The sequence below is a fragment of the Clostridium sp. B9 genome (assembly GCF_050509515.1).
GTDB lineage: Bacteria > Bacillota > Clostridia > Clostridiales > Clostridiaceae > Sarcina.
On sequence record NZ_JBNWKA010000003.1, the window covers coordinates 3,829,928 to 3,843,114 of the forward strand.

A 13,187-nucleotide genomic window follows, 5' to 3' on the forward strand; every position below is an offset into this window, starting at 1 on the left:
AATCACATAAAATAATTAAAAGTATTTAATTTAACATTTTACTTTATAATAACTAAAACCAACACTCACTTAAAACAGAGCCTTAACCAAAACATAAAAAAGCACCTTGATTTTCATCAAAGTGCTTTTTTAATTTATTTAAAATTAGTTGTTTTGTGCTTGTTTCTTTTCTTCTTCTAACTCTTCTCTAGTTGCTATCATTACGAATGGAATGTAGATTGCTATTGAAGCTATTATACATATAAGAGCTCCTACACCACCCATTAATGAGTTAGTTGAAAGTATTGCTCCAATTATTGGTGGCATTGTCCAGTTAGCCATAACTGATACTGCTGGCATGAATCCCCAAAGTGTTAATAAGTAAGCTATTGTACCTGAAACCATTGGTGCTAATATAAATGGTATGAAGTATATTGGGTTTAATACTAATGGCATACCAAATATAACAGGTTCGTTGATGTTGAAGCATCCTGGTGCTATACCAAGTTTTGCTATCATCATTTGAGTCTTACTCTTTCTACCAACTAAGAATATAGCTATTAATAAACCAATAGTTGTTCCTGATCCACCCATGTTGATGAATGAGTCTAAGAATTGGCTGTTTACGATAAATTCTGGAGTTAATCCACTTTGAACAGCTTGCATATTCGCTTCTGTTAAAGGTAATAACACAGCATTTATAACTGGTGCTAATATGTTTGAACCATGTAATCCGAAGAACCATAATAATTGTTGAACAAATACTAATATCATTAATCCTGGATAACTTCCTACAGCTCCTTGTAAAGGTGCTTGAATTAATAAGAATAATGATTCATGTACATTAGTTACTCCAAATCCAACAAAGATGTATTTAACAGCTGCTGCTATTACTAATACTATGATTGATGGGAATAAAGCTGCAAATGATTTAGATACTGCTGGTGGCACACCATTTGGCATCTTAATTACTAACTTTGGATTTCCAAGTAATCTAGTAAATATTTCAGTTGCTACTAATGCAACTATAATTGCTACAAATAATCCTGCTCCACCTAAATAAGTCATTGGTATTGTACCATCTGGAGTAAATGTATAAAGTATAATAAGTGATCCTAGTGATACCATAGCTGAAGCCATACCATCTTTATCATAAGACCTAGCTAAATGATAGGATATTGTACATACTACTAAAAGTGACATTATTCCGAATGATGCATTCCAAATTGATCCTCCAAAATCCTTCCAGTTAGCTGGTAAGAAAGAGTTCATCATGTTTTGGTACCATTCAAAACCTAAATTGTTTATTAATACTGCAAATGATCCTGCTATAACTAGTGGAGTGATAGTTACGAAACCATCACGGATTGCAACTAAGTGTCTTTGCCCACCTATTTTAGCGGCAACAGGAACAAAGTACTTTTCCATAAATTCGAAAAACTTCTTCATGTATAATTCCTCCTTTTATTTAATCTAAGCTACCTATAATAATATCTAAATATAATTTCTGACAACTAGATAGCTTAGAATTATACTTTTTTATTTTTTATTTTCAAAATAACTTCTGAATTGTGGTAAATAATCTTTATGAGCTTCTAATAACTCATCAACTAATATTTTAGCTAATTCGTCTGATCTAACTAATGGATTTATAGTTAACGCTAAGACAGCCTTTTCATAGCTTCCTTCAACAGCAGCTTCTATAGCTAGTCTTTCAAAACTCTTAATCTCTTGAACTAATCCATTCACAGCTACTGGTAACTTTCCAACTGCTAGTGGTTTTGGACCATCCTTAGTTATTACGCATGAAATTTCAACGGCTGAATCATCATCTATTCCTTCTATAGCTCCATTGTTTCTTATATCTACAGGTTGTATATCTCCCTTATCGTTATAGATTGAGTAGATTAATCTGCAAGCTGCATCACTGTAATAAGCTCCTCCTCTTTTTTCTAATTGAGGTGGTTTAATATCTAAATTTGGATCTTTGTAAAGATCGAATAAATCAGCTTCTACTCTCTTAACAACCTCTGCTCTCGTTTCTCCTTTTGAGAATTCTTTCAATTCATCTTCAAGCATTTTTGAGCTTTGGAAATAATATTTGTGATATGGACAAGGCATAACATTTAATGCTCTTATAAAATCTTGATTCCATGAAAAATCTGAAATATTTTTAACTATTTGTCCAATTTCACCATTTGCTAATGCATCGATAAGATCTGCTGTTCTATTCTCTCCATCAACAAACACTTCTGTTCCAAATACCATGTGGTTAAGTCCTGCAAAGTTCATTCTTATTCTGCTATGTTCTACACCTAAAACTTTTGCAGCCGCCATTTCCATTCCTATTGGAACATTACATAATCCAATAACTTTTTTGTTTCTTCCATATCTAATTAAAGCCTCTGTTACCATTCCTGCTGGATTTGTAAAGTTTATAATCCAAGCATTCGGACAAAGTTCTGCCATATCCTTATCTATATCTAAGATAACTGGAATAGTTCTTAGTGCTTTAAATAATCCACCAGCACCATTTGTTTCTTGTCCAATAACTCCATGACTTAATGGAATTCTTTCATCTTTTATTCTTGCATCAAGTAACCCAACTCTCATTTGAGTAGTTACGAAATCTGCATCCTTTAATGCTTCTCTTCTATCTAAAGTTAAGTGTATCTCCATTGGTACACCAGCTTTTTCAACCATTCTCTTAGCTAAGTTACCAACTATCTCTAACTTTTCTTTACCTTCTTCTATATCAACTAACCATAATTCTCTTACAGGTAGTTCATTGTATCTTTTTATAAAGCCTTCTACTAATTCAGGAGTATAACTAGATCCGCCACCAATAGTAACGATTTTTATACCTTTTTTCATTCTCCTAAACCTCCTTATCTTTTCTCTTTTGCCTACACTAATTATTAAAGCAACTACCATGCCAAAATTAAAACTTACTAAAAATCCTCCAAAAGCCCATTTTAACTAAGAATTTTAATAGAAATTGATTACACACTAACTTTTTTCTGTGTAAAAACCTTTACACACACGGTATATTCAAAAAATTTCTCATATTCTGTGCATTAATACTAGGATTTTTACACTAATACATAAAAAGATGCATTAATCACTCAATGCATCTTTAAAATAAGTTATTATTTTTTTAATCTAAATCCAAAAGTCATCCATGGTTTTATATAATCTAATAAGAATATTTCTTCTTCTCTAATTCTTCCAACCACATTAGTTTTTCCTGTATTCTTCATATCTTTAATAGCAACTTGAAGTTCACCAGCATATCTAGTGTATAAATCTGAGTCTATTAATATATCTCCTCTTCTAATCTGTGGAGTATTGAATGGAGGGAATGGATTTCCTTTATATTTAACTCTACTTTGAGTTGATCTTATCATGTATGCTGATATATCTCCTCTATTAAAGTGAGGCTCTTCCAAAACAATCTTTCTCTCTATTTCAGGAATATCGTCTACAAGTTCAACATCTAAAGTTATCATATCTCTATTTACTTCACTTAAAGCTTTTAATTCTTCCTCTGAAGCAAAAGCATTAGCTATGATTACATCATCAATTAGACCAGTTGCAAATAAATGCTTAGCTTGTACATCTATAGGAAGATCTCTATGCTCTTCTAAAGTACATAATCCTTCTGAAACTGGCCATGGACCATGATCTGCACTTTGTGCATTTACAAAAGCAGCAGTTTTTAATCCAAATTCTTTAAATTGCTCAGAGCATTTTATAAAATGGTTGTACTCTAATCCTGTATAAACATGAGGATAGAAATTGTGACAACCATATAGATTCTCTACATTTGGAACATATGACATAATATTATCAACATATTTAGTTCCATTACTCATGTTAAGCTCTATCTTTAATCCATATTGATTATATGTCATTACAGCTTCTTCATGTCCACTGAATCCCATATCTAATCTTATTCCGCTTAATCCCATATCTTTGAATACTTTTAAATCATGTATTGAAGCATTTAAATTTTTGAATACTGTTGGATCTAAATCAGCTATTACTTCCATACCTTCTTCATTAGCTGCTTTTAACATTATTTTAAACTCTTCTATTACTTCTTCAGTACTCTTATCGCTAGCTGAAATAAGACAAGTGAATATTCTTTTGTAACCATATTTTCCTGCTAAATGTATATAATCAACAATTTCGTTTATTGGACTATGACTTGGATAAACTGATATTCCTAATCTTCTCATTATAAAAACCTCTCTTCTACTACTTATTTCTTTCTTTTAAATTTATGTAATAAGCACCTTTTGCTGCTGAAACACTCTCATCAATGAACTCAATAACATTTATATGTTCATTTAAGCATCTCTCAAAAGCTTCTCTCATAATCTTGCTCTTTCTTACAACACCACCAACTAAGCCTATTGAGCATTTTTCAAAACCTAATTTTTCATATACATTTTGTGTTGTTTTAGCTAAAGCAATTGCTTCTTTTTCTAAGATTCCCTTAGCAAAATTATCTCCTGCCTCAGCAAATTTTGATACTATAGGTGCAACCTTAGCTATCTCATCTTTTGATGATGAATAAACAAACTCAACTATTTCATCAACATTATTCCAATTAAACTCTTTCATTATAGCCATTGATAACTCTGATTTCTCAATAGAATTATCTTCTTCAAAAAGGATGTTTTTTAAGGCATCTATTGATATTTTATATCCACTACCTTCATCGCCAAGTAGATGTCCCCATCCACCACATCTAGCTACTTTATCATCATGTATTCCAAATACAATAGATCCAGTACCAGCTATTACAAGTATTCCATCTTCACCTTTTAGCATAGCTTTTAAAGCTAACTCTCCATCATTCATAAGTAAAGCTTCTAATTCAAAAGCTTCTTTTACAGCTTCTAATATGTATGTAGCATTATCTCCAACTTCCATACCCGCAATTCCAAGATAAATACCTTTTAATTCTTCTTTACCTAAATCCTCTATAATTTCTTTTATAGAATTCACTATATTATCTAAGGCTTCTTCTTTACCATTTAAAAGATTAGCGAATCCTCTTAATGAAGTTTTTACAACCTCACCTTCCAAATTATAAGCTACAGCTTCAGTCTTAGTTCCGCCTCCATCAACACCTATGATATATTCCATCGCACTCTCTCCTTAACAAATTATATTTAATAAGCTCTAATGCTTAAAACATTAGAGCTTATTTATGTGAGTAATAAAGGTAATAATATTACTTTTCATCTATTTTTTGATATAAATCAACTATCTCATTTGCTAAGTCTTTTAATGTCATTGTAGTCATTAAGTGATCTTGAGCGTGTATTAATAACATTGAAATTTCTGCCTTATCTCCACCAGCTTCACCTTGAATTAAAGCCGTTTGTGATTTATGAGCTTCACCTAATTGTACAGCTGATTTTTCTATTAAATCTCTAGCACCCTCTATATCCCCAGTCTTAGCAAGTTGCATAGCTTCCATAGCATAGCTTCTAGCTTCTCCACTGTGGATTATTAAATTCATGATGATTTCTTCCATTCTTAACACTTCCTTTTGTCTTAAATTCCGTCTCTCTATCAATCAAATACCCAATTATACCACTTTACGTTATATTATTTTGCGATTTCTAAAGCTCTATTTAATACTTTTTCACCATTCATTGTTCCGTAAGCAATAGTTTCAATAACTTCTACTGGAACTCCTTTAGGATCTAATAATCCTTTGAATTTTGATAATAAGAATCTAACTTGTGGTCCTAATAATAATACATCGATTTCATCGATTTTGTTTTTAGCTTCTGCTTCTGCAACTGCTTCTATATGACACTCTACACCTTTAGCTTTTGCTGCCTCTTGCATTTTGCTAACTAATAAACTTGTTGACATACCTGCTGAACAAACTAATAATATTCTTTTCATAATATATTCCTCCTCGAATAAATAACCTAATCTATTGTTAATTTATTTTTTTTATTTTTTAATTTATTTTTTTCTTATGCTTTATATTAAAGCAATTGCCGTGCCAACTTTTCTGTGTTAATAGTTAAACTTTTAAAACCCTCTAAACATAGTAAACAAGCCATTTTTGTAGTAGTGTAAACATAAAAAGAAGTGTGTACACACTATACACACTTCTTTATTTTTAGCACACTAACTAATCTATCTTATTATTTAGTAACATTTTTACTATATAAGCAATCTCATTATCACCAATATTTATTCCATAATCTACTTCAACAATTTTCAAACTTTTCTTAACCATGATAAATTCTTTATTATGGTTAGCTCTATAATGATTAAGCTCTGAAAAAATTGTTTCTTTCCCCTTATTCCTTAACTTATCAACTAAGAAACAAATATGCATTAATATCCCTATCTGTGCAGCCTTCTCTACCTCAATTTCCAAACTACCTTCTATGTTATTTATAAATGTTCTAATATCATTTACTAAGTTATAGCAGTTTATATCTTTAATTTGAGTTTTTAATGATTCACAAACCTTGTTAAAATCGCTTTCTCTATCAACAATCTTATCTAAATGTTCTATTCCTTTTTCAGTAAATATATCAGCAGCTGATATAAATGGAATATCATCTATAAACATATTTACAGTACCAACAATAGCTGCAACAGTGTATTCTTTTCTTACTCTTTCTAGTTTCTTAGCGAATTTATCCTTATCAAGAATATCTAAAGGAATAATATTTACATTATCTATGTTATGAAGCTTTTCGCTTATTATTCTCTTTAACCTTTCAGCAGAACCTTCTCCAGTAAAACATGTAGTTACTATAGCAATTTCTTTTTTATCTTCTTCTTCAACTCTTTCACTTTTTATTCCATATTTATTTATATCTAAACAAGATTGGTAAATTGAATCTATATCCCTTCCACTTAAAGCTTTTCTACCAGCTTCAATTACTGAAAGAGTACTTACCATATCTACAGTTTTAACTTTTAATTTTAATTCTTCTTTTAATATTTCTCCAAAGTTAACTAGTGAACCCATATCAGCAAGAATTAAAACACCCTTACCCTTATCTAATTCCTTAACCTTTTCCTTAACATTTTCAAACATATCTTCAGCTTTCATTGAAAGTGGCATATCTAAAGCTTCAACGTAGTTTTCTCCAATTAAAGTATTAGCTACCTCTGCCATAGAAGTTGCAGTACTTGTTCCATGCATTATTACAAGAACTCCTACCTTATATATATCTTTTTTTGTTATTACATCTGAATTTGTTGCTAAGAACATTGTTATATATCCAATTTCATCTAATGAAACTTGTACACCAAATTCATCTTCAATCATCTTAACCGAATCCATCGCGATTATGAACTCTTTATTGTAATCAGCTCTAATACTATTTAATTTAGGATGATAAATTCTATTTCCATTTATTATACGTTCCAAACTTCCTTGTAAGTGAAGTGCTAACCCATAATAAACTTTATCATCATATTCTCTACCTAATTTTTCAGATGCATAAGCTAATATTTTCTCAACTATTTCTACTATTCTAGCATCAACAATTTTTAGAATTTCATCTTTTCTGAAACTACCTTTCAAGTTTTTCATATACTTTCTGAAATAATCCTCTATATCTACATTTAATATATCTGTTATTTCATCTTCATTTACACCTTTATCTTTTAAATCATCAATTTTAGTTTCAATAGTTTCATAGAATGATTCACCTTCATCATTTTTATCTTTATCTAACTTTTTATTATTTATGTCCTTCTTATATGAAAAGCGTAATATATCTTCAACAGTATCAAAAAGTCTGTTTAACTTATCCCGATTTTCTTTAAGTCTCATTATTCCCTTTTTGACACTAGCCTGTAAATCTGACTGTTCAATTATTATGTGCTTCTTTTTATGTGATTTGTAATTTAAAAATGCCTTTGCACAAGATAACTGAATATCACTTTTTAATTGACCTATATTATTTGAACAATCATATAATAGGAATGAGATTAACGCATTCTTATTTATATAAATGCTCTTTTTAAGTCTTAAAGATTCTGATTTTATAAAATCTTCTATTAAAGCATACCTCTCTTCAATAGTTCTTTCTCTTAAAGGAGGTAAAACTATTGTCATAGGAATCCTTCTGGTAAATGTTTGTAATAGATATGACTTTGGATCTTCTGTTGTAGCTGCTATAATCTGAACTCTAGCCTCTTCTTGTTTTTCCGTTTCTCCAAGTGGCCTAAAAGTACCTTTATCTATAAATGTAAATAGCATCTCCTGACCTTGTGGTGAAAGTCTGTGTATCTCGTCTAAGAATAATATTCCGCCATCAGCTTTCTTTAATAAACCATCTTTATCTCTATCAGCACCCGTAAATGCTCCTCTTTTAACCCCAAATATCTGAGCTATTACAAGCTGAGGATTATCAGCATAGTCTGCACAGTTGAATCTAATAAAAGGAGAATTTTCATTCAAGATATGAGATTCTTTTGCAAAAGAATACATAGCTTCTGCAAACATTGATTTACCAACACCTGTTTCTCCTAATATTAAAGTGTGTAATCCTGAAGGTGGATATAAAATAGCTGCTTTAGCCTGCTGTATGGGAATTTGTAGGGACTCATTTGCTCCCACCAAGTTATCTAAACTATTTTCTACCTCTTCACCTAGAACTTCGTTTAATAACTCCTCTTCTTCTTCCATAACATTAAGATCTTCTTCTAACTTTTCCTCTTCTCTTCCAACTCTATAAAGAACTGGTCTACCCTCAAGTTTATTTATCTTATTTTCTTTATATAACTTATTTAAGTATCTACTAACATTAGCTCTGTCTAGTTTTAAATATTCACCGACTTCGCTTGCTGTTACTCCTCTATCACCTTTACTATCAAGTAAAATAACCGCTTTTAATACATCATCGATTTTTCTCATCTAAAGCCTCCAATTAAACTTATAACTTTAAATTTAAAAGCTCTTACACCATTAAATAATTATTACCTTATATTAATTTTTATAAAAAAATACTTATAAATATTATACAATATCTAAAAGTTAATTATTTAGTAAAAATTACGGATTTGATAAAACAAAAGGGCTTTAATTTTAAAAGCCCTCTCATAATTTATCTTATTTGTCCATTTCCATAAATTATATACTTACTTGTTGTTAATTCCTTAAGTCCCATAGGTCCTCTAGCATGTAATTTTTGAGTACTTATTCCTATTTCTGCTCCAAATCCAAATTCTCCTCCATCAGTGAACCTTGTTGAGGCATTAACATAAACTGCTGCTGCATCTATTCTTTGAAGGAATTTTTCTGAGTTAAAATAATTTTTAGTTACTATTGATTCTGAATGCTTTGTTCCATATTTATTTATATGACTTATAGCTTCGTCCAAAGTATCTACAACTTTAACTCCAAGAATATAATCTAGATATTCTTTTCCCCAATCTTCATCAGTAGCTTCATTAATATCACTAACTATTGATTTAGTTTTTTCGCATCCTCTTATTTCAACGCCTTTTTCTTTTAAAGCTTTGATTGCTAGTGGTAAAAATTCTTCAGCAATATCTTTGTGAACTAATAATTTTTCAGCAGCATTGCACACAGCTGGTCTTGAAGTCTTTGCATTGACTATTATATCTACTCCCATAGGAATATCAGCTTCACTATCTATATAAATGTGACAGTTTCCAACTCCAGTCTCTATTACAGGAACAGTGGCATTATTAACTACTGCCTTTATAAGTCCAGCTCCCCCTCTTGGAATTAAAACATCTAAATAATCATTTAATCTCATGAATTCTGTAGCAGTTTCTCTTGATGTATCTTCTAATATTTGAACTGAGCCTTCTGGAAGACCGGCTTCTTTTAAAGCATCACTTATAACTTCAACTATTTTTAAGTTTGAATTTATAGCCTCACTTCCACCTCTTAAAATAACAGCATTACCAGTCTTTAAGCATAGTGCAGCAGCATCTGCTGTTACATTTGGCCTTGCTTCATATATTATTCCAACTACTCCTAGTGGAACTCTTTGAACTCCTATTCTAAGCCCATTTGGTCTCTTAAACATAGAAGTAACTTCTCCTATTGGATCATCTAACTTAACTACATCAGCTACAGCATTAGCAATACCTTCAACTCTATCTTTATCTAGCTTTAATCTATCTAACATAGCTTTTGAAGTACCTTTTTCAATTGCTTTTTCTAAGTCTTTTTTGTTTTCTTCTAATATCTCATCACATCTATTTATTAAAGCTTCGCTTATTTTTAATAATCCATTATTTTTTTCATTAGTAGAAGCTATTGAAAGCTCATAAGCAGCCTCTTTTGCCTTCTTCCCCTTTATAATAAGTTCATTATTCATCTCTTACTCCCCCTTTTTAGCCACAAACATAGTTCCTATATCTTCACCATTTAATATATCAACTAATATCTCTGGATTTTCTCCATTGGCTAAAATCATATCTATTCCTTCTTTTGTTGCAACCTTAGCTGCTGAAAGTTTAGTTACCATTCCACCAGTTCCTCTAGTACTTCCAGCACCACCTGCACACTCTTCTATCTCAGGAGTTATTTCATAAACTTCCTTAAGCATCTTACTGTCCTTATTAGTTCTTGGGTCTGAATCATAGAACCCATCAATATCAGATAATATTATTAATGTATCTGCCTTAACTAATGTTGCAACTATAGCAGAAAGATTATCATTATCTCCAAAGTTTAATATGTTCTGTATTTCATCTATTGAAATAGCATCATTTTCATTAACTATTGGGATTATCCCTTTTTCTAATAATGTATCAAAAGTATTACATACATTGCTTTTCATTCTCTCGTTTTCTAAAACATCCCTAGTTAAAAGAACTTGAGCCACAACATGACTATATTCTCCAAAGAATTTGTTATATATATGCATTAAAGCACATTGTCCAACTGCTGCCACAGCTTGTTTTTCTCTTATGCTTTCAGGCTTTTTCTCTAATCTAAGTTTTCCAACTCCAACTCCAATTGCACCTGATGATACAAGTACAACTTCTTTCCCCATGTTACATATATCTGAAATTACTCTTGATAATTTCTCTATTCTCATTAAGTTTGTACTTCCATTTTCATAAGTTAAAGTAGAAGTTCCAACTTTAATAACTATTCTCTTACTATCCTTAAGTGTTTTTCTCATTTGTAGGTTTCCCCCTTTTTATTAAAAAAAATATATATTTTATTCGTTAAATCATAAGTATATTATATTCTATTACTTTAAATCGTGAAACTACAAAACTATAACTTTTAACTTATATTTATTCAAAAAATTCAAGATAATTATGCAAAACTTTTCAATTATCCATTTATAATTTCTCCACCATTAATATGTATTGTTATTCCTGATATGTATGATGATTCATTACAAGCTAAAAAAACATATGCTCCCGCTAACTCAACTGGCTGCCCTGCTCTTCCCATTGGTGAATTACTACCAAACTCTGAAACCTTCTTTTTGCTCATAGATGAAGGAATTAGCGGTGTCCATATAGGTCCTGGGGCTACTGCATTCACCCTAATTCCATCCTTAACTAACATAGTAGCCAAAGTTCTTGTCAATGTAGTTAATGCACCTTTTGTACATGAATAATCTAATAGAATCTCATTTCCTCTATAAGCTGTTATTGAAGTTGTGTTTATTATAGAACTTCCGTATTCCATATGCTTTACAGCTGCCTTTGTCATATAAATATTACCGAAAACATTTATTTTGAATGTAGTTTCTAACTGCTCTGGTCCAATATCATCTAAAGTTTTAGAGTCATGTTGAACAGCTGCATTATTAACTAATATATCAATTTTTCCCCATTTTGCAACAACATCACTAACACTTTTATTACAAAAATCAGCATTTGATATATCACCTTTTATTAAAAGTACTTCTCCTCCAACAGCTTCTATTAGCTCTTTTGTCTTCTCTGCATCTTTATCCTCTTGGTCTGCTAAATAAATTACACAAACCTTAGCTCCCTCCCTTGCATAGGCTAAGGCCACAGCTCTTCCTATTCCACTATCTCCTCCGGTTATTATTGCAACCTTATCTTTTAATCTCTTACCATCATTTATATACTCTGGTAAATCATATATAGGTAATGGCTCCATATCTTCCTCTATACCAGGATGTAGACTTTGATTTTGTCCTTTAAAACTAGTTGGAAACATATTTTTATTGCTCATAAATAATCCTCCTAAATTTAATTTATTGGGCTATTTTTTAAATTATTTATAAGCTTATTATTCTCAATTATTTTTTACTTATAGCTTTTCCTTGTATCTTTTTAACCATCTTAGCATTAATAACAGTAGGTGCAATCTTAGAAAGAAATACTAATGTCTTATTCATAAGACCAGGAATGCATATAGCTTTGTTCTTCATTAAAGCATTATATCCTATTTCTGCAACCTTCTCTGCACTCATAGCTACCTCTAAATCACCTTTTCCTGCTCTTTTAGAGAAATTAGTCTTTGTTGCACCTGGACATAAAGTTATAATATCAACACCTTTATTCTTAAGTTCTTCTCTCAATGCTTCAGAAAAAGATAAAACATAAGACTTACTTGCATAATAAACCCCTATTAAAGGACCTGGTTGATATGCTCCTGTGGATGCTATATTTAATATCTTTCCTTTTCTTCTTTTAACCATATCATCTGAATATAATTTAGTTAATTTTGTTAAGCTAACTATATTTAAATTTATTACATCTAAGTGCTTTTCCCACTCTATCTCATTGAATTCTCCATTAAATCCTATACCAGCATTATTTATTAAAACATCTATATTTCCAACTTCTTTTCTAGTGAATTCATATAGTTTATCTACACTATCACTTAAAGTTAAATCTATTTTATATGTGAAAGCAGTTACATTATTTTTCTTTGCTAACAATCTTAATTCATTTAACCTATCTTCATTTCTACCTACTAAAACAAGATCATATTTTTCATTTATGAATCTCTTTGCAAATTCATACCCAATCCCACTAGTAGCTCCTGTTATTAAAACTTTTTTATTCATTTTTTTAATTCCCTTCTATTAAAATCCTTATAAAATTTTTATTACTATTTTACTTATTTTGTCAAGCATTTTATTGTAAACCTTTATTTAAAAACTCTTTATTAAACGTTTAACATATGATATAATAACACTTGCATCAACAGATGTGGGAGGGCGAGG

Annotated in this window: 11 protein-coding genes; all 11 read right to left on the reverse strand. The window is 30.6% G+C overall.

Annotation, left to right across the window (positions count from 1 at the left end):
* Positions 1 to 144: 144 nt before the first annotated feature.
* The 11 genes from ACQZHJ_RS17325 to ACQZHJ_RS17375 all read right to left on the reverse strand — a co-directional run bounded on the left by ACQZHJ_RS17325 (position 145) and on the right by ACQZHJ_RS17375 (position 13,028).
* A complete protein-coding gene (locus tag ACQZHJ_RS17325; protein WP_430486722.1) occupies positions 145 to 1,428 on the reverse strand; it encodes a PTS sugar transporter subunit IIC in 1,284 nt (427 codons plus the stop codon).
* Positions 1,429 to 1,518: 90 nt separating this feature from the next.
* Positions 1,519 to 2,853: a 6-phospho-beta-glucosidase gene (locus ACQZHJ_RS17330; protein WP_430486723.1), complete on the reverse strand. Its 1,335-nt coding sequence runs from the start codon at positions 2,851 to 2,853 to the stop codon at positions 1,519 to 1,521.
* Positions 2,854 to 3,128: 275 nt separating this feature from the next.
* On the reverse strand, positions 3,129 to 4,220 hold the full coding sequence (locus ACQZHJ_RS17335; RefSeq protein WP_430486724.1) for a DUF871 domain-containing protein: 1,092 nt from the start codon (positions 4,218 to 4,220) through the stop codon (positions 3,129 to 3,131).
* Positions 4,221 to 4,239: 19 nt separating this feature from the next.
* Positions 4,240 to 5,136: an N-acetylglucosamine kinase gene (locus ACQZHJ_RS17340; protein ID WP_430486725.1), complete on the reverse strand. Its 897-nt coding sequence runs from the start codon at positions 5,134 to 5,136 to the stop codon at positions 4,240 to 4,242.
* 88 nt (positions 5,137 to 5,224) lie between these two features.
* Entirely contained in the window at positions 5,225 to 5,530 is a 306-nt protein-coding gene (locus ACQZHJ_RS17345; RefSeq protein WP_430486726.1) for a PTS lactose/cellobiose transporter subunit IIA, read from the reverse strand.
* Between the two features lie 74 nt (positions 5,531 to 5,604).
* Positions 5,605 to 5,910 (reverse strand): PTS sugar transporter subunit IIB, encoded by a 306-nt coding sequence (locus ACQZHJ_RS17350; RefSeq protein WP_430486727.1) that lies wholly within the window; start codon positions 5,908 to 5,910, stop codon positions 5,605 to 5,607.
* A gap of 235 nt (positions 5,911 to 6,145) precedes the next feature.
* On the reverse strand, positions 6,146 to 8,899 hold the full coding sequence (locus tag ACQZHJ_RS17355; protein ID WP_430486728.1) for a sigma 54-interacting transcriptional regulator: 2,754 nt from the start codon (positions 8,897 to 8,899) through the stop codon (positions 6,146 to 6,148).
* Between the two features lie 190 nt (positions 8,900 to 9,089).
* Positions 9,090 to 10,337, reverse strand: coding sequence for a glutamate-5-semialdehyde dehydrogenase (locus ACQZHJ_RS17360; protein ID WP_430486729.1), 1,248 nt, complete (start codon positions 10,335 to 10,337; stop codon positions 9,090 to 9,092).
* 3 nt (positions 10,338 to 10,340) lie between these two features.
* Complete coding sequence (gene proB / locus ACQZHJ_RS17365) at positions 10,341 to 11,150, reverse strand: glutamate 5-kinase (RefSeq protein ID WP_430486730.1); 810 nt, start codon at positions 11,148 to 11,150, stop codon at positions 10,341 to 10,343.
* 158 nt (positions 11,151 to 11,308) lie between these two features.
* Entirely contained in the window at positions 11,309 to 12,187 is an 879-nt protein-coding gene (locus ACQZHJ_RS17370; protein WP_430486731.1) for an SDR family oxidoreductase, read from the reverse strand.
* Positions 12,188 to 12,254: 67 nt separating this feature from the next.
* Positions 12,255 to 13,028, reverse strand: coding sequence for an SDR family NAD(P)-dependent oxidoreductase (locus tag ACQZHJ_RS17375; RefSeq protein WP_430486732.1), 774 nt, complete (start codon positions 13,026 to 13,028; stop codon positions 12,255 to 12,257).
* Between the last annotated feature and the right edge of the window lie 159 nt (positions 13,029 to 13,187).

Coding starts and splice junctions, on each gene's coding strand:
- ACQZHJ_RS17335 (WP_430486724.1), bottom strand. CDS start 4,220: ATGAGAAGATTAGGAATATCAGTTTATCCAAGTCATAGTCCAATAAAC.
- ACQZHJ_RS17370 (WP_430486731.1), bottom strand. CDS start 12,187: ATGAGCAATAAAAATATGTTTCCAACTAGTTTTAAAGGACAAAATCAA.
- ACQZHJ_RS17360 (WP_430486729.1), bottom strand. CDS start 10,337: ATGAATAATGAACTTATTATAAAGGGGAAGAAGGCAAAAGAGGCTGCT.
- ACQZHJ_RS17340 (WP_430486725.1), bottom strand. CDS start 5,136: ATGGAATATATCATAGGTGTTGATGGAGGCGGAACTAAGACTGAAGCT.
- ACQZHJ_RS17325 (WP_430486722.1), bottom strand. CDS start 1,428: ATGAAGAAGTTTTTCGAATTTATGGAAAAGTACTTTGTTCCTGTTGCC.
- proB (WP_430486730.1), bottom strand. CDS start 11,150: ATGAGAAAAACACTTAAGGATAGTAAGAGAATAGTTATTAAAGTTGGA.
- ACQZHJ_RS17355 (WP_430486728.1), bottom strand. CDS start 8,899: ATGAGAAAAATCGATGATGTATTAAAAGCGGTTATTTTACTTGATAGT.
- ACQZHJ_RS17345 (WP_430486726.1), bottom strand. CDS start 5,530: ATGGAAGAAATCATCATGAATTTAATAATCCACAGTGGAGAAGCTAGA.
- ACQZHJ_RS17350 (WP_430486727.1), bottom strand. CDS start 5,910: ATGAAAAGAATATTATTAGTTTGTTCAGCAGGTATGTCAACAAGTTTA.
- ACQZHJ_RS17375 (WP_430486732.1), bottom strand. CDS start 13,028: ATGAATAAAAAAGTTTTAATAACAGGAGCTACTAGTGGGATTGGGTAT.
- ACQZHJ_RS17330 (WP_430486723.1), bottom strand. CDS start 2,853: ATGAAAAAAGGTATAAAAATCGTTACTATTGGTGGCGGATCTAGTTAT.